General features: G+C 71.4%; 14 protein-coding genes. 12 read left to right on the plus strand and 2 right to left on the minus strand.

What is annotated here, in order from left to right; all coding sequences use genetic code 11:
- Nucleotides 1-2 precede the first annotated feature (2 nt).
- On the plus strand, nt 3-5,537 hold the full coding sequence (locus AW16_RS18920) for a PKD domain-containing protein (protein WP_304412825.1): 5,535 nt from the start codon (nt 3-5) through the stop codon (nt 5,535-5,537).
- On the opposite strand, the gene AW16_RS17715 is transcribed toward AW16_RS18920, so the two are convergent.
- A complete protein-coding gene (locus tag AW16_RS17715) occupies nt 5,534-6,853 on the minus strand; it encodes a hypothetical protein (RefSeq protein WP_051681847.1) in 1,320 nt (439 codons plus the stop codon). The two genes, AW16_RS18920 and AW16_RS17715, sit on opposite strands and share 4 nt — an antisense overlap.
- A gap of 130 nt (nt 6,854-6,983) precedes the next feature.
- On the opposite strand from AW16_RS17715, the gene AW16_RS0110040 reads away from it, so the two are divergent.
- The 11 genes from AW16_RS0110040 to AW16_RS0110085 all read left to right on the plus strand — a co-directional run bounded on the left by AW16_RS0110040 (nt 6,984) and on the right by AW16_RS0110085 (nt 21,246).
- Nucleotides 6,984-8,093 carry an acyltransferase gene (locus AW16_RS0110040; RefSeq protein WP_197021602.1) on the plus strand — a complete coding sequence of 370 codons (1,110 nt, stop codon included), beginning with the start codon at nt 6,984-6,986 and terminating at the stop codon, nt 8,091-8,093.
- 39 nt (nt 8,094-8,132) lie between these two features.
- Complete coding sequence (locus tag AW16_RS0110045; protein WP_029290041.1) at nt 8,133-9,239, plus strand: acyltransferase; 1,107 nt, start codon at nt 8,133-8,135, stop codon at nt 9,237-9,239.
- 31 nt (nt 9,240-9,270) lie between these two features.
- On the plus strand, nt 9,271-10,443 hold the full coding sequence (locus AW16_RS0110050) for a glycosyltransferase family 2 protein (protein ID WP_029290042.1): 1,173 nt from the start codon (nt 9,271-9,273) through the stop codon (nt 10,441-10,443).
- 102 nt (nt 10,444-10,545) lie between these two features.
- A complete protein-coding gene (locus tag AW16_RS0110055) occupies nt 10,546-10,986 on the plus strand; it encodes an adenylyltransferase/cytidyltransferase family protein (protein ID WP_029290044.1) in 441 nt (146 codons plus the stop codon).
- Nucleotides 10,987-11,152: 166 nt separating this feature from the next.
- Nucleotides 11,153-14,737, plus strand: a complete 3,585-nt coding sequence (gene mfd / locus AW16_RS0110060; protein WP_029290046.1) for a transcription-repair coupling factor — start codon at nt 11,153-11,155, stop codon at nt 14,735-14,737.
- A gap of 60 nt (nt 14,738-14,797) precedes the next feature.
- On the plus strand, nt 14,798-15,364 hold the full coding sequence (locus AW16_RS17105) for a hypothetical protein (protein ID WP_034648668.1): 567 nt from the start codon (nt 14,798-14,800) through the stop codon (nt 15,362-15,364).
- The gene (locus AW16_RS0110065; RefSeq protein WP_034648710.1) at nt 15,361-15,993 is read left to right on the plus strand and encodes a MazG family protein; all 633 of its coding nucleotides are present in this window, start codon (nt 15,361-15,363) and stop codon (nt 15,991-15,993) included. Before AW16_RS17105 ends, AW16_RS0110065 begins: the two co-directional genes overlap by 4 nt.
- A gap of 77 nt (nt 15,994-16,070) precedes the next feature.
- Nucleotides 16,071-17,636, plus strand: coding sequence for a Re/Si-specific NAD(P)(+) transhydrogenase subunit alpha (locus AW16_RS0110070; protein WP_029290049.1), 1,566 nt, complete (start codon nt 16,071-16,073; stop codon nt 17,634-17,636).
- Entirely contained in the window at nt 17,636-19,024 is a 1,389-nt protein-coding gene (pntB, locus tag AW16_RS0110075) for a Re/Si-specific NAD(P)(+) transhydrogenase subunit beta (protein ID WP_029290051.1), read from the plus strand. Before AW16_RS0110070 ends, pntB begins: the two co-directional genes overlap by 1 nt.
- A gap of 160 nt (nt 19,025-19,184) precedes the next feature.
- A complete protein-coding gene (gene eno / locus AW16_RS0110080) occupies nt 19,185-20,465 on the plus strand; it encodes a phosphopyruvate hydratase (protein ID WP_029290053.1) in 1,281 nt (426 codons plus the stop codon).
- Between the two features lie 322 nt (nt 20,466-20,787).
- Complete coding sequence (locus AW16_RS0110085) at nt 20,788-21,246, plus strand: septum formation initiator family protein (RefSeq protein ID WP_051681848.1); 459 nt, start codon at nt 20,788-20,790, stop codon at nt 21,244-21,246.
- A 4-nt stretch (nt 21,247-21,250) separates the two neighbouring features.
- Here the strand turns inward: AW16_RS0110085 and AW16_RS0110090 are convergent, their stop codons facing one another.
- The gene (locus AW16_RS0110090; RefSeq protein WP_029290057.1) at nt 21,251-22,270 is read right to left on the minus strand and encodes an LLM class flavin-dependent oxidoreductase; all 1,020 of its coding nucleotides are present in this window, start codon (nt 22,268-22,270) and stop codon (nt 21,251-21,253) included.
- Between the last annotated feature and the right edge of the window lie 85 nt (nt 22,271-22,355).

Below are 22,355 nucleotides of genomic sequence, written 5' to 3' on the forward strand. Positions count from 1 at the left end.
TGGTGACCGCGCTCGCCACCGTCGTCGTGGGGGTCCTGGTCGCAACTCCGGCGCGGGCCGACACGGCTCCGGTCGACCCCACCGAACCCACGACCGTCACCGCGGACTCGCTGCCGACGGTGCAGATCGACGGCGTGGTCTGGAACCAGCAGATCGTGGGCAACACGGTGTTCGTGGGTGGCAACTTCCAGAACGCGCGCCCTGCCGGGGCCGCCGCCGGGACCAACCTGACCTCGCGCCCGTACCTGCTGGCCTACGACCTCACGACGGGCAACCTGATCAGCTCGTTCGCTCCTGTGCTCAACGGCCAGGTCCGCGACCTCGCGCTCTCGCCCGACGGGAAGCGCCTGTACGTCGCGGGCAACTTCACGTCGATCAACGGCCAGACCAGCTACCGGCTGGCGGCGTTCGACACCGCCACGAACACGATCGTCCCGTCGTTCCACCCGATCATCAACGCTCCGGTCGTCGCGGTCACCGCGACGAACAGCGCGGTGTACTTCGGCGGGACGTTCACGAACGTGAACAGCGTCGCCCGCAAGAACGTCGCGGCTGTCAGCGCGACCGACGGGTCGACGCTCGCGTTCAACCCTGCCGTCGACAACGGGAGCGTGACCTCGATCGTCGCGGCGCCGGACGACGGTTCCGTCGTGATCGGTGGCAGCTTCACGAGCGTCGCAGGATCGTCCAACCCCGGTTACGGCCTCGCACGGCTCGCTGCGAGCGACGGGTCGCTCATGCCGCTCCCGGTCAACACCTACATCCGCGACGCGGGCGACCAGTCGGGCGTGCTGAGCCTCGAGTCCGACGGGACGTCGTTCTACGGATCCGGATACCACTTCGGGTCCGGCGGCAACATGGAGGGCTCGTTCTCGGCGAGCTGGGCGACCGGCGCGATGAACTGGGTCGAGGACTGCCACGGTGACACGTACTCGGCGTTCCCCGCGGGCGACGCGGTCTACTCGGCGAGCCACAAGCACTACTGCGGCAACTCGGGCGGGTTCCCGCAGACGGACCCGTGGACCTACTACCGGGCCACGGCGACCAGCAAGACGGTCTACGGCACGAACACGGCGGACATCTACGGATACCCGGACCACGCGGGCCAGCCGTCGCCGAAGTTCCTCAACTGGTTCCCGACGATCAACACCGGCACGTTCACGGGCAAGAGCCAGGGCCCCTGGACCGTCAACGGCAACGACGACTACGTCCTCATGGGCGGCGAGTTCACGACGGTCAACGGCGTCGGGCAGCAGGGGCTGGCCCGGTTCGCGAAGTCGTCGATCGCGCCCAACCAGCAGGGGCCGCGCATGTCCGGGGCGCAGTGGCCCCTGTCGGCGGCGTCGCTCGTCGCAGGCCAGGTGCGCCTCGCATGGTCCTCGAACTACGACCGCGACAACCAGACGCTGAAGTACAACCTCTACCGCACCACGGTGAACTCGGCGCCGATCTACACGACGACGCTCACGACGCCGTTCTGGAAGCCGCAGGCCATGGGCTTCATCGACAAGAACCTGACCCCTGGCTCCTCGCAGAAGTACCGCATCGAGGCGGTCGACCCGTTCGGCAACCTCGTCAGGTCCGACTACGTCACGGTCACCGTCAGTGCCGACGGAGCCGCATCGGCGTACTCCGACGCGGTCCTCGGCTCGGGGGCCACCTCGTACTGGCGCCTCGGTGAGCCGTCCGGCACGACGGTCTACGACTGGGCGGGCTTCTCGGACGCGGTCGCGGGCACGGGAGTGACGCGTGGTGCAGCAGGAGCGATCGGGGGCGGCGACACCAACGCGGCGTCGACGTTCAGCGGCGACGGCAACGGTCTGGTCGCGACGCAGAGCCCGATCGTCGGGCCCCAGACGTTCTCGATCGAGACATGGTTCAAGACGACGTCGACGGGCGGCGGCAAGATCGTCGGCTTCGGTAACGCCAACACCGGCAACAGCTCGAACTACGACCGGCACATCTACATGACGCCCGCGGGCAAGGTCGTGTTCGGCGTCTACCCGGGTGAGTCGCGCACGGTCACGTCGAGCGCGTCCTACAACGACGGCGCCTGGCACCAGGCGGTCGCCACCCTCGGCCCGGACGGCCAGAAGCTGTACGTCGATGGCAAGCGGGTCGCGCAGCGGGCAGACACGACGTCGGCCCAGTCGTACTCGGGCTACTGGCGCATCGGCGGCGACTCGCCCTGGGAGGGCAACGCCTACTTCGCGGGCAGCATCGACGACGTGTCGATCTACCCGGGCGTGCTCACGGCCAAGCAGGTCGACGACCACTGGGTCGCGTCGGGACGGACGTCGACGATCCCCGCGCCCCCGTCGGACGACTACGGCGCCGCGGTGTTCAACCTGAACCCGGACCTGTACTGGCGCCTGTCGGACTCGAACGGCAGCTCAACCGCGGCCAACTCCGGTCCGCTCGGCAACGCCGGCAGCTACCAGGGCGCGGTGACGTACCAGGTCACCGGGGCGGTGCCCGGCACCAACAAGGCGATCACACTGCCGACGACGTTCGGCACGCACGGCGTGGTCGTCGCGAAGAACTCGACGAACAACCCGACGGTGTACTCCGAGGAGATCTGGTTCAAGACCACGACGACGAGCGGCGGCAAGCTCATCGGCTTCGGCGACGCGACGTCTGGGACGTCCAGCAGCTACGACCGCCACGTCTACATGGAGACCGACGGCCGGCTGACGTTCGGCGTGTGGACCGGCCAGACCAACACCATCACGACGCCGCAGGCGTACAACGACGGCGCATGGCACCAGGTCGTCGCGACGCAGTCCTCCGACGGCATGAAGCTGTATGTCGACGGCGCGTTGCGCGGCACCAACCCGCAGACGGCCGCGCAGGCGTACACCGGGTACTGGCGCATCGGCGGTGACACGACCTGGGGTCCGCAGCCGTGGTTCAACGGCTCGCTCGACGAGGCCGCCGTGTACCCGACCGCCCTGACCGCAGCGCAGGTCGCGCAGCACTGGCAGATCGGCACGGGCGTCAACCAGCCGCCCAACGCGGTGTTCACCTCGACGACGTCCGATCTCACGGCCTCGTTCGACGCATCGGCCTCGGGTGACCCCGACGGCACGATCGCCTCGTACGCGTGGAGCTTCGGCGACGGGCAGACCGGGACCGGGGTGACGCCGACGCACACCTACGCGACGGCGGGCACCAAGTCGGTCACCCTCACGGTCACGGACAACAAGGGTGCAACTGCGTCGATCAGCCACGACGTGGTGGTCACCGCGCCGAACCAGCCGCCCACCGCGGCGTTCACGGCGACGGCTGACGGCCTCGCGGTGAGCGTCGACGGCTCTGCCTCGGCCGACGCCGACGGCACGATCGCGTCCTACGCGTGGGACTTCGGCGACGGTGCGAGCGCGACCGGTGCGACGGCGTCGCACACGTACGCGACGAGTGGTACGAAGACGATCTCGCTCACCGTGAAGGACGACAAGGGTGCGAGCGCGACGACCACCCGCACGGTCGCTGTCGTCGCCCCGAACCAGCCGCCCACGGCCCGGTTCACGACGCAGACCCACGCGTTGAAGGTGTCGGTGGACGGTTCGACCTCGACCGACGCCGACGGGACGGTCGCGTCGTACGCCTGGTCGTTCGGCGACGGAACCACCGACACCGGAGCCACGGCCTCGCACACCTACGCGTCGGCCGGCACGTACACCGTCAAGCTCGTGGTGACCGACGACGCGGGTGCCACCGACACGACGACGAAGGACGTCACGGTCGCGCCGAACGCCGCGCCCACAGCGCGCTTCACGTCGCAGGTGACCGACCTCAAGGTCTCGGTCGACGGCTCGACGTCGTCCGACACCGACGGCACCGTGGCGTCGTACACGTGGACGTTCGGAGACGGCGGGACCGGAACCGGCGCGTCGGCGACGCACACCTACGCGACTGCCGGCACCTACACGGTCAAGCTGACCGTGACGGACGACGACGGAGCGACCGACTCCGTGACTCACGACGTCACCGTCACGGCTCCGACGACGGCCACCCCGCTCGCGACCGACGCGTTCACGCGCACGGTCTCCTCGGGCTGGGGCAACGCCGACCTGGGCGGGACGTGGACGGTCAGCGGCGGTGCGTCGCGGTTCTCCGTGGACGGCTCGGTCGGCAAGCAGACGAATGCGGCCGGCATCACGACCACCGCGGTGCTGGGCGCGGTCTCGAGCGCGAGCTCCGACCTGACGGCGACCGTCTCGGCCGACAAGGTGCCGGGCGGTGGCGGCGCGATGATCACCTTCCTCGGTCGGCGTGCAGCCAACGGCGATGCCTATGGCGGGCGCATCAAGCTGCTTGCCGACGGTACGGTCCAGCTGCACGTGAACAAGCCCAGCGGGACGATCGCAGGCGGGACCGTGCCCGGACTGACGTTCGCTGCCGGCGACAAGCTGAAGGTTCGCCTCCAGGTCGACGGTGTGTCTCCGACCACCGTCCGGGCGAAGGTCTGGCGGGCGGGCTCCGACGAGCCGTCCACGTGGTTCGCGACCGGCACGGACGCCACCGACTCGCTCCAGGTCGCAGGCTCGGTCGGCATCACGTCGTACCTCTCGGCGTCGGCAGCGAACGGCCCCGTGGTGTTCGGCTATGACGACCTGGCTGTCACGACGATCGGACCTGCGCCGGCCAACCAGGCGCCGCACGCCGCGTTCACGTCGACCGTGAGCGATCTCGGCGTCCAGCTGGACTCGAGCTCCTCGAGCGACAGCGACGGCTCGATCACCAGCTACGCGTGGACCTTCGGCGACGGCGGCACCGCGTCCACCGCGAACCCTTCCCACACGTACGCCGCAGCAGGGACGTACACGGTGAAGCTCACGGTGACCGACGACGACGGTGCGTCCGACTCGGTCTCGCACGACGTGACGGTGACGGCTCCCCCCGCGGGTGGTCCGATCGCCGCCGACGCCTTCGGACGCACCGTGGCGGGCGGCTGGGGCAGCGCTCAGACCGGAGGTGCCTGGTCGCTCACTGGCACCGCGAGCCGTTTCTCCGTGGGTGACGGCGTCGGGAAGTACACGCTGGCGGCGGGCACGACGTTGGCGAGCCAGCTCGGTGCAGTCTCGTCGACGAGCACCCGCACGGAGGTGTCGATTGCGGTGGACAAGGTCCCCGACGGCAGCGGCGCGTACGTCCATGTCCAGGGGCGCCGGGTCGCCGCGGACAACTACTACGGGGCGCGGCTCCGGTTCATGGCCGACGGCTCGGTGCAGCTCCACGTCACCAAGGGCAACGGCACGGCGGCCGCCGGTGTGGTCGTCCCGGGTCTGACGTATGCGGCGGGGGACTCGATCCGGGTGGCCGTCGAGGTCACCGGCACGTCTCCGACCACGGTCCGGGCCAAGGCGTGGAAGGTCGGCACCAGCGAGCCTGCGGCGTGGCAGACGTCGACGACCGATGCGACGCCGTCGCTGCAGGCCGCGGGAAGCGTGGGTCTCATCGGCTACCTGTACGGCAACGTGACCGTGGCGCCGGTGGTGATCTCGTTCGACGACTTCGTCGCCAAGGAGATCTAGTGGATCTGCTCGCGACGCGCCGTCCACCAGCCCGGTCCGGGGACCGGGCTGGTGTGGTCTGTGGAGCTCAGCGCCGCTCGGCGCGGCCACATCAGCAGGCCGAGTGCGAGGACCGCGAACGGCACGGACGTGTACGACGGGCTGAAGAACACGTTCCACACAGTCCGTACCGTCATGTACGTGAGCAGAGCGACCGCATGCCGGTTCGCGAGATATCGCACGTAGCCGCTCAGCACGAGCACCAGGATCGTCCCGGCGAGGACGATGCCGGGGATGCCGAAGAGCGCCCAGAAGTCGCCCACGTTCGAGTGCAGGACGATGGCGTTGCCGAACATGTAGTGCTCGACGTACCCGTTGTCGGGGTTGTAGCCCAGCTGCGCCATCCCCGACTTCGCCACCATCACGATCGAGGACGTGGGGAGCGTGCCGCTCCCGAAGCCGACGGGATGGTGGACGAACAGCGCGGCCGTCGCGCCCATCTCGGGCCGGGCCCCCAGCAGCACCGACCCGCTCTGGTCGATCTGGAGCTGAGTACGCTCCTGAGCGCTGTCGCCGAGGTAGCCGTCGAGGATCAGGGTGAGCCCGACGTTGTACAGCGCGGCCACGAGCAGGATCGCGAACCCCGCGACGCGCAGCCGCGAGCCGCGGGCAGTGGAGGCGCGCGGGAGCCACTGGACGATCGTCAGCACGAGCGCGAGCACGAGGATGGCGCTCGTCGAGCGAGCCCCGCTCGTCGCGGAGAGCGCGGCGAGCGCGAGAATCGTGACGATCTGGACCGCGCGACTGCCGCTCCACCAGGCCAGGGCGAGCACGATGACGGTGACGGGAGTCTCGAACCCGAATCGCCACGTGCCGTCCCGGAACGCCGCACCGTTGCCGGCGAGCAGCAGACCCACACCGAAGATCACCGCCGTGCGAGGGCTGCCGAGGACCTCTCGGCACCAGAGCACGACACCCGTTCCGAGGACCAGCTCGAGGCCGAGCGCCGTGTTCGCGATCTCGAGCTTGGACGACGTCGGTCCCGACTGGCTCGCGTACTCGGTCAGCCACAGGCCCGAGACGACGGCCAGAGGAACGATCGTCGCGACCCACGCCCACCCGGCCCAGCGACGAGCATGGCGCCACCACACGGGGAGCAGCGCTGCGGCGACCACGAGGCCGGGCTCGACCCGACCGCCAAGGACCGTGGTCCGAGCAGCGACCAGCAGCACGGCGATCGCTGCCGCCCACTGCGCCCCCACGCTCGCCGCGGTGCCCGAGGGGGCCACGTGAGCCGGTGCCGTGGGGAGCGCGGGACGCTGGGTGCCTACGGTCATCCGGTGCCACCTCCGCGGAGCGCGCCCGAGGTCTCGTCGGCGCGCGGTCGAGGCTATTGCAGCGCAGGGGCCTCGTGCGAGAGCGTCTGCGGGTGGAATGAAGGCTCGCGAACCTGGAAGGCGAGGGGTCGTGACATCTGAGAGCGCTGCGCGCGAGACCACGGTGGTCGCTCCGGTCCGCACGGAGCGGCCGACGCTCGCCACGCTGTTCGACCCTCGGGCCAACGGCCTGAACGCGGTCCGTCTCTTCCTCGCGCTGGCCGTGATCGTCTGGCACTCGTTCCCGCTCACCGGCACCGCCGTGCCGTTCTTTCCCGCACGACAGATCGCGGGCAACCTCTGGGTGGACGCGTTCTTCGCCATCTCCGGGTTCCTCATCACCCGGAGCTGGCTGGCCCGACCCCACCTCGGTGCGTACCTGCGGGCGAGGGCGTTGCGCATCTTGCCCGCGTTCTACGTGTGCATCGTCGTGACGGCGTTCGTCATCGCGCCCGTCGGGGCGAGGGCGACCGGGGCGTCCATCACCTGGCACGACTCGCTCCACTACGTCGTCGCGAACGCAGGTCTGCGGGTTCGTGAGTACGGGATCAACGGGACACCGACCGGCGTCCCGTTCCCGGGAGCATGGAACGGTTCGCTCTGGACGCTGTGGTGGGAAGCGCTGTGCTACCTCGGCGTCGCTGCACTGGGGTTGCTCGGCCTGCTGCGGCGGCCGCGTGTCGTCGCACCGATGCTGCTGGGAGTGTTCTGGCTCGCCGAGCTGGGTGTCGCGCTCGGGGCGGTCGACCGCTACGAGCTGCGGATGGGTGCCCGGTTCGGGCTGATGTTCTCCGCCGGCGCGGTGCTGCTCGTGCTGGCCGATCGTGTGAGCGTGCGGCCGCGCTGGATCGCGCTCGCGAGCGGTGCTCTCCTGGTCGCAGCATTCCTCCCGGACTACCGCTTGGTGGCGGCGCCGCTCGTCGCGTATGTCGCGGTGGGCTCTGGCTCGATGCTCAAGTCCTCCAGGTGGAGGTTCCCCGACGACCTCTCCTACGGCACGTATGTCTACGCATTCCCTCTCCAACAGCTTCTCGCGTGCTTCGGGCTGGCCGTGCTGCCGCCGCTGATGTTCGCGGGGGTGTCGGTGCTCGTCACGCTCCCGGTCGCCGCATGCAGCTGGTTCGGCGTGGAAAGACCGGCGCTGCGGCTCAGGAACCGCGGGGCACCTTCGCCTCCCAAAAGAGACAAATCACCCGTCTGACCTCTGGTCTGGCGTGCGCGTCGGCTCGATGATCGGACGATGGCCCGCCCCGACTCCGCGACCGAGGCTCTGGTCGCGCCCGCGACGACGGTCCGTGGCGCCCCTCGCCTGGAGTGGGTCGATGCAGCACGTGGCTTCTGTGTCGCGGCCGTCGTGCTCTACCACGTCGTGCTGTGGCAGGTGGCCGCTAGCCCGAAGGAGTCCGTGGACCCGCCGGCCCGATCGCTGTGGGGCTTCGTCGACGCGACACTGGGCAGCGTCCGCATGCCTGTGCTCCTCGCGGTCTCGGGTCTCGTCCTCGCACGGCAGGTGCGCGCGGGCGTCCATCGCTCGACGACGGTGTTCAGATCGCTCAACTCGTACTACCTCTACGTCGTCTGGCTCGCGATCTACGCGGTCTTCTACGCGGTGCTCCGCACGGACGGACTACCGCATCGGGTCGACGGGGTGGCTGTGCTCAGGCAGCTCGCCGTGCCGGACACGACGCTCTGGTACGTCTACGCGCTCGCGGTCTACACGATCATGCTGGCTGCGCTCTCGCGCGTGCCCCCGGCGATCGTCCTTCCGGCGCTCACGGCGTTGACGGTCGTCGTGCACGCAGCCGTCGACACGAACGGGCAGTGGGTGAAGGTACCCGAGCTCTTCGTCTTCTTCGCGATCGGGGTCTACGGATCGGAGATGATCCGCCGACTGGCGGAGCGGGCGTCGCTCGTCGTCCTCGGCGTGGCGGCAGCCGCCGCAGTCGGGGTCACGGCGTGCGGGAGGTTCGTCGGGGACGGCTACGGCGCAGGGCTCCTGTTCGTCCTCCGAGGTGCCGCGTTCATGGTCGTGTGCGTGGTGGCGGTCGTTCTCGTCGTCCGTTGGCGCCCGGCGGCGAGGCTCGGAGTCGCACTCGGGCGCAGGACCCTCGGCGTCTACGTCATGCACCCGCTGTGGATCGCGCTCCTGCTCACGGCCGCGGGGGCATGGGCGTCTGACGCGGTGGCGAACGTCCTGGCGTCACGCTTGGCCCTGGTCTACCCCGTCGTCGTGACGATCGCGATCATCGCGGCGAGCATCGGCGTCCAGTCCGGGCTGGGACGAGCCGGTGCCAGGTGGCCGTTCGAGATGCCGGCCCGGTGGCGCCATGCGCTCGGACGCCCGTGACGGCGAACGCGCGCGAGGCCACGTTCCGGACATGAGAGAAGGAGTGCAGGTGCGGGAGCTGACGGTCGTCGTCCCCACGTTCAACGAGGCGCCGAACGTGGAGCCGCTCGTGGCGCGCCTCGCGGCGGCGCTCGACGGCGTCGACGCGGAGGTGCTGTTCGTCGACGACTCGCACGACGACACCCCACGGGAGGTCGAGCGCGTCGCAGCGACCAGCGCGCTGCCGGTCCGCCTGCTGCACCGGGACGACGCCGTAGGCGGCCTGAGCGGCGCAGTGCAGGACGGGCTCGCGACCAGCACCGCACGGTGGTGCGTGGTCATGGACGGCGACCTGCAGCACCCGCCGGAGCTCGTCCCGACGCTGCTGGCGACCGCGGTCGAGCAGGGCGTCGACGTGGTCGTCGCCTCCCGGTACACGGGTGACGGCAGCGCGGGCGGGCTCGCGAACGGGGTGCGACGGCTCGTGTCGTCGTCGTCGACGGCCGTGACGCGCGCGATGTTCCCACGCCGGCTCGCGGACTGCTCCGACCCCATGACGGGCTTCTTCCTGGTGCGCCGCGACGCGGTCGACCTCGCGCGGCTGCAGCCGCGCGGGTTCAAGATCCTGCTCGAGATCCTGGCGCGCCACCGGCTCGCGGTCGCGGAGATCCCGTTCGTGTTCGGCGAGCGGCTGGCGGGCGAGTCGAAGGCGTCGCTCGCGCAGGGCGTGCAGTTCCTGTCACAGCTCGCGGCGCTGAGGTTCGGCCGGATGCCGCGCTTCGCGGTGATCGGTGGCCTCGGCGCGGTGGTCAACGTCGCGCTCGTATGGGCGATGACACGCGCCGACGTGGACTACCGGGTCGCGGCAGTGGTCGCCGCGGAGGCGACGATCGTCATGAACTTCCTGCTGCAGGAGCGCTTCGTCTTCCGCGACCTGCGGGGCGAGCGCTTCGGCACCTGGAGCAGGTTCGCGCACTCGTTCCTGTTCAACAACATCGAGACCGCGATCCGGGTCCCGGTACTCGCGCTGCTCGTGTCGTCGGGGCACCTCGCGGCCGTGCCCGCGACGGCGCTGACGCTGCTCCTCGCGTTCGTCGTCCGGTTCACCTACCTCGCACGCGTCGTGTACCGGCCGCGCCGACGGAGCCCCGAGGTGGGAACGATCTCGGCGGCGGTGCCGAGCATCGAGGGTGATGTCCGCAAGGCACCGCTCGAGCAGGTCTGACTTCACCCACTGGACACCTGTCCACCGTGTCCGATTCGCCCTACTCTGAACCGAGTTCGAGCCGCCAGAGTCGTCGGCCCCGTGAGGTCGAAGGAGGGCGGCATGACACAGCTGGTGGGCTATGCGCCGGGCGCGTACGACCTCTTCCACGTCGGGCACCTCAACATCCTTCGGCACGCGAAGCAGCACTGCGACACGCTCGTCGCGGGCGTCGTCGCCGACGAGGTCCTCGAGGTCACCAAGGGCCGCCGGCCCGTGGTCCCGCTGCAGGAGCGCATGGAGATCGTCAGCCACATCTCCTACGTCGACCGCGTCCACGCCGAGGTCCTGCTGGACAAGCTCGACACGTGGTCGGAGCTGCGGTTCGACGTGTTCTTCAAGGGCGACGACTGGCGGGGCACCGCCAAGGGGCGCGACCTCGAGCGTCGGTTCGCCGAGGTGGGCGTCGAGGTCGTGTACTTCCCGTACACGCTGCACACGTCGAGCACGCAGCTGCGCAGGGCGTTGGACGTGCTGACGGGCGAGGTCGCGCTCGAGGCGTGAGCGAGCCTCCGTTCGCCGGACGGGTCCGTGTCGGACCCCGAACGTAGACTGGCGCACGCCCCCGCTCGCTCGTCGAAGCGGGGCGTTCGTGCTGCCTGGCTCGCCGGGCTGCGGCTCCCTGGGCTGCGACGCACGAGCGCGCCCGACGACGCCTCCGAAGGACCCCATGGACCTCACCGGCCTCCTGCCCGCCCTCCTCGCCGACCCCGCCGCCGCCCAGGCCGTGGACCACGTCCGCGCACGGGGCGAGCTCGACGTCGTCGGACCGGCCGGCGCGCGCCCGCCGCTGCTCGCGCAGATGGCGAGCAAGCGCCCCCTCGTCGTGGTGACCGCCACCGGCCGCGACGCCGACGAGCTCGCGGCCGCGCTGCGCTGCTACCTCAAGGACGACGACGTCGCGGTGCTGCCCAGCTGGGAGACGCTGCCGCACGAGCGGCTGAGCCCCCGCAGCGACACGGTCGCGCGCCGCATCGCCGTGATGCGCAGGCTCGCGCACCCGGAGGACGGCGGACCCGCGGGCGGGATCCGCGTGCTGGTCATGCCGGTGCGCGCGCTGCTGCAGCCGGTGGTCCAGGGGCTGGGCGACCTCGAGCCGGTCGCGATCAACCCGGACGAGCAGCTGGACCTCGACGAGGTCGCGCAGCGGCTCGTGGACGCCGCCTACCAGCGCGTGGACATGGTCGAGAAGCGGGGCGAGTTCGCGGTCCGCGGCGGCATCCTCGACGTCTTCCCGCCGACGGAGGACCACCCGCTGCGCGTCGAGCTGTGGGGCGACCAGGTGGAGGAGATCCGCTGGTTCTCGGTCGCCGACCAGCGCAGCCTCGAGGTCGCGGACCACGGCGTGTGGGCGCCGCCGTGCCGCGAGATCCTGCTGACGCCGCAGGTGCGCGCGCGGGCCGAGGAGCTCAAGGAGCAGCTGCCCGGCGCGCTGGACATGCTCGACAAGCTGACGCAGGGCATCGCCGTGGAAGGCATGGAGTCGCTCGCGCCGGTGCTCGTGGAGTCGATGGTCCCGGTGCTGGACCTCGTCGACGACGAGTCGCTGCTGGTGCTCGTCGACCCCGAGCGTGTGCGCCGCCGTGCGCACGACCTGGTGGCGACCACGCGGGAGTTCCTCGACGCGGCGTGGACGAGCGCGGCGGCGGGCGCGCAGACCCCGCTCGACCTGTCGGCGGCCAGCTTCGCGAGCTTCGCGGAGGTGCGCGCGCTCGCGGCCGTGCGCGCGCTCGGCTGGTGGACGCTCTCGGGTTTCGGCATGGGGGAGGGCGACGACGAGGGGGAGGCGCTCGTCGAGGACGGCGTGACCACGCTGCGCCTCGCGGCCCGCGACGTCGAGCGCTACCGCGGCGAGGTGGACCGCGCGGTCGCGGACGTGCGCGAGCTGCAGCGCGACGGCTGGCGCCTGGTGCTCGCGACCGAGGGCCACGGGCCGGCGCAGCGGATGGTCGAGCAGCTCAAGGCGGCGGACGTGCCCGCGCGGCTCGTCGCGAACCTGCACGACGGGCCCGACGAGGGCGTCGTGAGCGTCATCCCCGCGGCGGCCGGCCCCGGCTTCGTCGCGGAGCCCCTCAAGCTGGCCCTGTTCTCCGAGGCGGACCTCACGGGCCGCGCGGGCAGCAGCACGCGGGACATGCGCCGCATGCCGAGCCGCCGCCGCAACGTCGTCGACCCGCTGCAGCTGCGGCCCGGCGACTTCGTCGTGCACGAGCAGCACGGCGTGGGCCGCTTCGTCGAGCTCGTCCAGCGCACGATCGGCACGGGCGCCAACGCCGCGACGCGCGAGTACCTGGTGATCGAGTACGCGAGCAGCAAGCGGGGGCACCCCGGGGACCGGCTCTACGTCCCGAGCGACCAGCTCGACCAGGTGACGAAGTACGTGGGCGGCGAGGCGCCGACGCTCAACAAGATGGGCGGCGGCGACTGGGCCAAGACGAAGGGCCGCGCACGCAAGGCGGTCAAGGAGATCGCGGCCGAGCTCATCCGCCTGTACAGCGCGCGCATGGCGACGCCGGGGCACGCGTTCGGCGCGGACACCCCGTGGCAGCGCGAGCTCGAGGACGCGTTCGCGTACGTCGAGACCCCGGACCAGGCGGCGACGATCGACGAGGTCAAGGCCGACATGGAGAAGCCGATCCCGATGGACCGGCTGGTGTGCGGCGACGTCGGCTACGGCAAGACGGAGATCGCGGTGCGCGCCGCGTTCAAGGCGGTGCAGGACGGCAAGCAGGTCGCGGTCCTGGTGCCGACGACGCTCCTGGTGCAGCAGCACCTCGACACGTTCACGGAGCGGTACTCCGCGTTCCCGGTGACCGTGAAGGCGCTGTCGCGGTTCCAGACGGCCAAGGAGTCGAAGGAGGTCGTCGAGGGCCTCGCGGACGGGTCCGTGGACGTGGTCATCGGCACGCACCGGCTCATCACGGGCGAGGTGCGGTTCAAGGACCTGGGCCTCGTCGTGATCGACGAGGAGCAGCGCTTCGGCGTCGAGCACAAGGAGACGCTCAAGGCGCTGCGCACCAACGTCGACGTGCTCGCCATGAGCGCGACGCCCATCCCGCGCACGCTCGAGATGGCCGTCACGGGCATCCGCGAGATGTCGACGCTCGCGACCCCGCCGGAGGAGCGGCACCCGGTCCTGACGTTCGTCGGCCCGTACGACGAGAAGCAGATCGCCGCCGCCGTCCGACGCGAGCTGCTGCGCGAGGGCCAGGTGTTCTACGTCCACAACCGCGTCGAGTCGATCGAACGTGCCGCGGGCCGCATCCAGGAGCTGGTGCCCGAGGCGCGGGTAGCGGTGGCGCACGGGAAGATGAACGAGCACCAGCTCGAGCGCGTCATCGTCGACTTCTGGGAGAAGCGGTTCGACGTGCTGGTGTGCACGACGATCGTCGAGACCGGCCTGGACATCTCCAACGCCAACACGCTCATCCTCGAGCGCGCCGACCGCCTGGGCCTGTCGCAGCTCCACCAGCTGCGCGGTCGCGTGGGCCGCGGGCGCGAGCGCGCGTACTCCTACTTCCTGTACCCGCCGGAGGTCCCGCTCACGGAGACGGCGCACGACCGTCTGCAGACGATCGCCGCGAACACCGACCTGGGCGCGGGCATGGCCGTGGCGATGAAGGACCTCGAGATCCGCGGGGCGGGCAACCTGCTGGGCGGAGAGCAGTCGGGCCACATCGAGGGCGTCGGCTTCGACCTCTACATCCGCATGGTGGGGGAGGCGGTCGCGAGCTTCCGCGGCGACCAGCCCGAGGAGCTGCCCGACGTCACGATCGAGCTGCCCGTCGACGCGCACATCCCGCACGACTACGTGGCGCACGAGCGGCTGCGACTCGAGGCGTACCGCAAGGTCGCCGCAGCGGCGGACGCGACGGCGCTGGCCGAGGTGCGCGCGGAGCTGGCCGACCGCTACGGCGCGGTGCCGGCGGCGGTGGACAACCTGTTCGAGGTCGCCGCGTTCCGCCAGCACGTGCGCGCGGCGGGCCTGTCGGACGTCACGGCGCAGGGCAAGTTCGTGCGGTTCGCGCCCGTCGAGCTGCCCGAGTCGGCGCAGCTGCGGCTCAAGCGGCTCTACCCGGGCTCGGTGCTCAAGCCCGCGGTGCGCACGGTCCTCGTGCCGTTCCCCACGACCGCGCGCATCGGTGGTCGGCCGCTGCACGGCTCGGAGCTGCTGACCTGGTGCCGGACGTTCGTCGACGCCGTGGTGCGCGGTGACGTCGCGGCTGCCGCGGGTGTCGGGACGTCCGGTCGCTGACAGCACAGCGCATGCCCCTACGATGACGACGATCGACGGGCGACGACGCGGGAGGTCCTGGTGGCGAAGGCAGCACGGCTCGGTGCGGTGGCGGTGGTGCTCGCGCTCGGCGCGACCCTGGCGGGGTGCTCGGCGCAGCAGCCGGGATCCGCGGCGGTCGTCGACGGCTCTCGGATCCCGACGAGCGAGCTCCAGCAGACCATGACCGAGCTCAGCCCGTTCTTCCAGAACGTGTCGAACTCCGCGGTGCTCTCCGTGCTGATCCAGGAGCCGACGCTGTCCGCGGTCGCCGCCGAGCACGGCAAGGGCGTGTCCGACCAGCAGGCGCAGGACTACCTCACGCAGGCGGTCGCGCAGAACGGCGGCAAGGGCGACGAGACGTTCTCGCAGGGCTCGCTCGCGGTCGCGCGCTACTCGCTCGCGTACCAGGCGATCCAGGACCTCGCGACGGACGACGCGAGCGTCAACGACGAGGTCGCGAAGAAGCTGGACGCGCTGGACGTGAAGGTCAACCCGCGTTTCGGGACGATCGCCGACCACGGTCAGGTCGACGACCCCAAGCCGTGGCCGTGGCTCACCACCGCGACCGAGAGCACCCCGACGCCGACGAGCACGCCGAGCAAGTGAGCGACGCGCTGCGCGAGCTCGTCGCGGTCATGGACCGCCTGCGCTCGCCCGGCGGCTGCCCGTGGGACGCGGAGCAGACCCATGCGAGCCTCGTGCCCTACGCGATCGAGGAGGCGTACGAGCTCGCGGAGGCCGTGGAGGCCGACGACCGCGCCAACCTGCGCGAGGAGCTGGGCGACCTGCTCCTGCAGGTCGTCTTCCACGCACGCATCGCGCAGGAGGACCCGCACGACCCGTTCGACGTCGACGACGTGGCACGTGACCTCGTCGCGAAGCTGGTCCGACGGCATCCGCACGTGTTCGCCGACGCGTCGGCCGACGACCTGCACGGGCAGTGGGACCGGATCAAGCGCGCCGAGAAGCAGCGGGGGTCCGCACTCGACGGTGTGCCGCTCGCGCTCGGGGCGCTCGCGCGGGCGCAGAAGCTGCTGGGCCGGGCGCAGCGTGCGGGGCTGGACGACGCGTCCGTCGTCGGGGCGCCCGACGAGCCCACGGAGCTCGGTGCACGGCTGCTCGCACTCGTGCGCGAGGCGCAGGCGGCGGGCCTCGACGCCGAGGGCGAGCTGCGCCGCGCGGGTGCCGCGTGGGAGCAGCGGGTGCGGCGGGCAGAAGTCGGGCGGAACTTCTGAGCCGATGGTCCTGACGCGCGTCGGACCTGGTCGGTAGCCTCGGCAACCGGACTCGTCCCCCCGACCAGGAGGTTCGCGTGACGACGATCGGCATCCCGCGCGAGGCGGCGGCCGGGCAGCGGCTCGTCGCGGGCACGCCCGCGACCGTCGGGCGCCTGCGCGCGCTCGGCTACGACGTGCTGGTCGAACGCGGGGCGGGGGAGCGTGCGTCCTACGCCGACGACGCGTACGCGGAGTCGGGCGCGCGCCTCGTCGAGGCCGACGACGCGTGGGGTGCGGACGTCGTCACGTGCGTGGATGCGCCGCCCGACGACCGCGTCGCGTCGCTGCGTGACGGAGCGGTGCTCGTCACGATGCTCGCCCCGGCCGCCCGGCCCGAGCGCGTCGAGGCGCTGCGGGCCCGCAGCGTGACGGCCCTGGCGCTCGACGCGGTGCCGCGCATCTCCCGCGCGCAGAGCCTCGACGTCCTGTCGACCCTGTCGAACGTCGCGGGCTACCGCGCGGTCGTGGAGGCCGCGCAGGCGTACGGCGGCATGTTCGGCGGGCAGGTCACCGCGGCGGGAAAGACCGCGCCCGCGAAGGTGTTCGTGATCGGCGCCGGCGTGGCGGGGCTCGCGGCGATCGGGGCCGCGGACTCGCTGGGTGCCGAGGTGCGCGCGTTCGACGTGCGGCCCGAGGTCGCGGAGCAGATCGAGTCGATGGGCGCGCAGTTCGTGCGCGCGCCCGCCGCGCAGCAGCAGGTCAGCGCGGACGGGTACGCGAGCGCGCTGTCCGACGACCAGGAGCGTGCGACGGCCGAGGTGTACGCGCGCGAGTCCGCGGCGGCGGACGTCGTCATCACGACCGCGTTGGTGCGCGGCACGGCGCCGACGACGATCACCGCCGAGATGGTCGCCGCGATGCGGCCCGGGTCGGTCGTCGTGGACCTCGCGGCGTCGGGCGGTGGCAACTGCGAGGCGACGGTTCCCGGGGAGACGGTGGTGACCGCCAACGGCGTGACCGTCGTCGGTTGGACCGACCTCGCGGGGCGCCTCCCGCGGCACACGTCGCAGCTGTTCGGCACCAACGTGGTGCACCTGCTCGAGCTGCTCACGCCCGCCAAGGACGGCGTCCTGGTGCTGGATCTCGAGGACCCGGTGCAGCGCGGCATGACGGTGACGCACGCGGGGTCCACGCTGTGGCCGCCACCCGCGGTCGCGGTGTCCGCGGCCCCGGCCGCGGCGGCGGCTCCCGCTGGGCCGTCGGCCGACGAGCTCGCGGAGCGTCGTCGCGCCGAGGAGGCCCGCGCGGCGTCCCGGCGCAAGGTCCGCGACGCGCTGCTCGTCGTCGCGGCCGTCGCCCTGACGCTCGCGGTGGCCGCCGCGCCCGGCGCGTTCGTCGGCCACCTGACGGTCTTCGTCCTCGCGGTGTTCGTCGGCTACTACGTGATCTCCAACGTCACGCACGCGCTGCACACGCCGCTCATGGCCCAGACCAACGCGATCTCCGGGATCATCCTGGTCGGCGCGCTCCTGCAGATCGGCTCCGACGACTGGCTCGTCACGCTGCTCGCGTGCGTCGCGGCCACGCTCGCCAGCATCAACGTGTTCGGCGGCTTCCTCGTCGCGAACCGCATGATCCGCATGTTCCGGAGGGACGCCTGATGACGCTCACCGGGTTCGCGCAGGCGGTCTACGTGCTCGCCGCGGTGCTGTTCGTGCTCTCGCTGGCCGGCCTGTCACGGCAGGAGAGCGCGCGCCGCGGCAACCTGCTCGGGATGGTCGGCATGGCGCTCGCGCTCGCGGCGACCGTCGCGCTCGCGCTCGACACGTCGCAGCGGCCGGCCGCGGTCACGGGCGCGCTCATCGCGGTCGTGCTGCTGATCGGCCTCGCGGTGGGGGTGTGGCGCGCGCGCAGCGTCGAGATGACGCAGATGCCCGAGCTCATCGCGATCCTGCACTCGTTCGTCGGCGCCGCGGCGGTGCTCGTCGGCTACGGCTCGTACCTCACCGAGCCGGGGGCGGACACGGTGCACCTCGTCGAGGTGTTCCTCGGCGTGCTCATCGGTGCCGTGACCTTCACCGGGTCGGTCGTCGCGTACCTCAAGCTGTCGGCCCGCATCTCGTCGGCCCCGCTCACGCTGCCGGCCCGCAACCTGCTCAACCTCGCGATGCTCGTGGTCAGCGCCCTGCTGATGGTCTGGTTCCTGGCGAGCGCGTCCGTCGTGCCGCTGCTGCTCATGACGCTCGTGGCGCTCGCGCTCGGCTGGCACCTCGTCGCGTCCATCGGCGGTGGGGACATGCCCGTCGTCGTGTCGATGCTCAACAGCTACTCGGGCTGGGCGGCCGCCGCCGCGGGCTTCATGCTCGGCAACGACCTGCTCATCGTCACGGGTGCGCTCGTGGGCGCGTCCGGCGCGATCCTGTCCTACCTGATGTGCCGCGCGATGAACCGCTCGTTCGTGAGCGTGATCCTCGGCGGCTTCGGCGCCGCCGAGGGGACGGCGGCGAGCGGCGGGGACGTGACGGGCGAGCACCGGGAGGTGAGCGCCGAGGACGTCGCGGCGATGCTGCGCGACGCGAGATCGGTGGTCATCACACCCGGGTACGGCATGGCGGTCGCGAAGGCGCAGTACCCCGTCGCGCAGCTCGTCGCGCGGCTGCGGGAGGGCGGGACGCAGGTGCGGTTCGGTGTGCACCCCGTCGCGGGCCGGCTGCCCGGGCACATGAACGTGCTGCTCGCCGAGGCGAAGGTGCCGTACGACATCGTGCTCGAGATGGACGAGATCAACGACGACCTCGCGAGCACCGACGTCGTGCTCGTCATCGGCGCCAACGACACCGTGAACCCCGCGGCCCTCGAGGACCCGGGCAGCCCCATCGCCGGCATGCCGGTGCTGCGGGTCTGGGAGGCCCGGCAGGTCGTCGTGTTCAAGCGGTCGATGGCAACCGGGTACGCGGGCGTGCAGAACCCGCTGTTCTTCCGTGAGAACACCGCGATGCTGTTCGGCGACGCCCGCGAGCAGACCGAGCGCATCGTCGCGGCCCTCTGACAGTCGACACCGGCACGGGCGCCGGCACCGGCACAGGCGCAGGACGCACCCCGCTGGCACGCCCGAACGGGCTGTCCACCGGACGGAGGTCCCTGACCGGGCTCACGGATGCGGCACTAGGGTGAGGTCGTAAACCCACCCGCACGCCCGAAGGAGCACCATGGCCAGCATCGAGGCCGTCGGCGCCCGCGAGATCCTGGACTCGCGCGGCAACCCCACTGTCGAGGTCGAGGTCGCACTCGACGACGGCACCATCGCCCGCGCTGGGGTGCCCTCGGGCGCCTCGACGGGTGCGTTCGAGGCCGTGGAGCGGCGCGACGGCGACAAGTCGCGCTACCTCGGCAAGGGCGTCGAGCAGGCCGTGAACGCGGTCATCGACGAGATCGCGCCGGAGATCATCGGCTTCGAGGCCTCCGAGCAGCGCCTCGTGGACCAGGCGCTCATCGAGCTGGACGGCACGCCCAACAAGGGCAAGCTCGGCGCCAACGCGATCCTCGGCGTCTCGCTCGCGGTCGCCAAGGCCGCGGCCGACTCGGCCGACCTGCCGCTGTTCCGCTACATCGGCGGCCCCAACGCGCACGTCCTGCCCGTGCCGATGATGAACATCCTCAACGGCGGCTCGCACGCCGACTCGAACGTCGACATCCAGGAGTTCATGGTCGCCCCCATCGGCGCCACGACCTTCCGCGAGGCGCTGCGCACCGGCGCCGAGGTCTACCACTCGCTCAAGTCGGTCCTGAAGTCGAAGGGCCTCGCGACCGGCCTGGGCGACGAGGGCGGCTTCGCGCCGAACCTCGAGTCGAACCGCGCCGCGCTGGACCTCATCCTCGAGGCCATCGAGAAGGCCGGCTTCAAGCCCGGTGAGGACGTGGGCCTCGCGCTCGACGTCGCCTCGACGGAGTTCTTCAAGGACGGCGCCTACCAGTTCGAGGGCAAGGCGCAGACGCCCGAGTTCATGGTCGCCTACTACGAGCAGCTCGTGCGCGACTACCCGCTGGTCTCGATCGAGGACCCGCTGTCCGAGGACGAGTGGGACTCGTGGGCGCACCTGGTCCGAGACGTGGGCGACCGCGTGCAGATCGTCGGCGACGACCTGTTCGTCACCAACCCGGAGCGCCTCGCCAAGGGCATCGAGCTCAAGGCCGCGAACTCGCTGCTGGTCAAGCTCAACCAGATCGGCACGCTCACCGAGACGCTCGACGCGGTGACGCTCGCGCAGCGCAACGGCTTCACGACGATGACCTCGCACCGCTCCGGCGAGACCGAGGACACGACGATCGCCGACCTGTCCGTCGCGACGAACGCCGGCCAGATCAAGACCGGTGCGCCCGCCCGCGGCGAGCGCATCAACAAGTACAACCAGCTGCTGCGCATCGAGGAGGAGCTGGACGACGCCGGTCGCTACGCCGGCCGCTCGGCCTTCCCGCGCTTCAAGGGCTGACACCCTCGCAGCGCCACCCGTCAGGCCGGTCACCGTTCGCGGTGGCCGGCCTGCGGCGTCCCTGGACGCGGGATGACCCAGGCGGACCCAGGACGCCCCGGGACACCCCGAGGAACCACGGGGTCCGCCCGATCGCGGCGACGGCAGGCAGAATCGACCCATGCCCGCCTCCCGCCGACCGCCGGAACCGGCCGGCCGGCCCTCAGCAGGTCCCGGTCAGGCGGCTCGGCCGACGCGTCCGGCGACCGGGGCGAACCCGCGAGCGGCCGCGAGACCGGCCGCGGGTCCGGCATCGAGACCTGCATCGGGTGCGACGCCTCGCGTGACGCACGAGCAGGTGCGAGTGCCGCGGCTGTTCACGGTCCGTGCGATGGTCTTCGGCGTCGTGCTGCTCATGGCGTTCGTGCTGGTCTACCCGACGTTCAGCTCGTACGTGCGGCAGCAGTCGGCGCTCTCGGAGCTGCGGGCGCAGGTCGCGGCGGCCCAGTCGCGCAACGACGACCTCGAGGCTGACGTCAAGCGGTGGGACGACCCGGCGTACGTGGTCGCTCAGGCGCGCGAGCGGCTCTCGTTCGTGCTGCCGGGCGAGACCCCGTACCGCGTCGTCGACCCGCAGACCGTGCCCGACGCCACCGTCACGAAGGGCTCTGCGGCCGCCGACCCCGACGCAGGCACGACGCGGCCCTGGTACACGACGGTGTGGGGATCGGTCCGCACGGCGGGCGAGCTGCCGGTGGGCACCGACACGTCCGGTGCGACGAAGGGCACCAGCGGAGGCTGACCCCTCAGCGCCAGCCGAGCGCGGGCGCGACGTGCGTGAGGATCGCCTCGATGACGTGCGCGTTGTACTCGACGCCGAGCTGGTTGGGGACCGTGAGCAGGAGCGTGTCCGCGGCGGCGATCGCCTCGTCACGGCCGAGCTGCTCGACCAGGGCGTCGGGCTCGTCGGCGTAACTGCGGCCGAAGATCGCCCGGGTGGTCTCGTCGATCATGCCGACCTGGTCCTGCTCGTCGTCCCTGAAGCCGAAGTACGCGCGGTCGCGGTCGTCGACGAGCGCGAAGATGCTGCGGCTCACGGAGACGCGTGGCTCGCGCTCGTGCCCGGCGTCCTTCCACGCGTCGCGGAACGCCTGGATCTGCTCGGCCTGCTGGACGTGGAACGGCTTGCCGTTCTCGTCGTTCTTCAGGGTCGAGCTCATGAGGTTCATGCCCAGCTCCGCAGCCCACACGGCGGTCGCGTTCGAGCCGGCTCCCCACCAGATCCGGTCGCGCAGGCCCTCGGAGTGCGGCTCGACGCGCAGTAGCCCCGGCGGGTTGGGGAACATCGGGCGCGGGCTGGGCTGCGCGAAGCCGCGGCCGCCCAGCACCTCGAGCAGCACCTCGGTGCGGGAGCGCGCCATCTCGTCCGCGGTCGTGCCCTGCGGCGGCTCGTAGCCGAAGTACCGGAACCCGTCGACGACCTGCTCGGGTGAGCCGCGGCTGATGCCGAGCTGGAGCCGGCCGCCCGCGATGAGGTCGGCTGCGCCGGCGTCCTCCGCCATGTAGAGCGGGTTCTCGTACCGCATGTCGATCACGCCGGTGCCGATCTCGATGCGGCTGGTGCGCGCCCCGATCGCGGCGAGCAGCGGGAACGGCGAGGCCAGCTGCCGCGCGAAGTGGTGCACGCGGAAGTACGCGCCGTCCGCGCCGAGCTCCTCCGCGGCGACCGCGAGGTCGATCGACTGCAGCAGCGCGTCCGCGGCGCTGCGGGTGCCCGACGACGGCGACGGGGTCCAGTGACCGAACGAGAGGAAGCCGATGTGCAGAGCTCAGTACCCTTCAGTCGCTCCACAAGACCTTCGTCGCGAAGGCGCAGGAGGCGCACGACATCAAGACCAAGGTCGACCAGGC

This window comes from Cellulomonas sp. HZM, assembly GCF_000708885.1.
Lineage (GTDB): Bacteria > Actinomycetota > Actinomycetes > Actinomycetales > Cellulomonadaceae > Cellulomonas.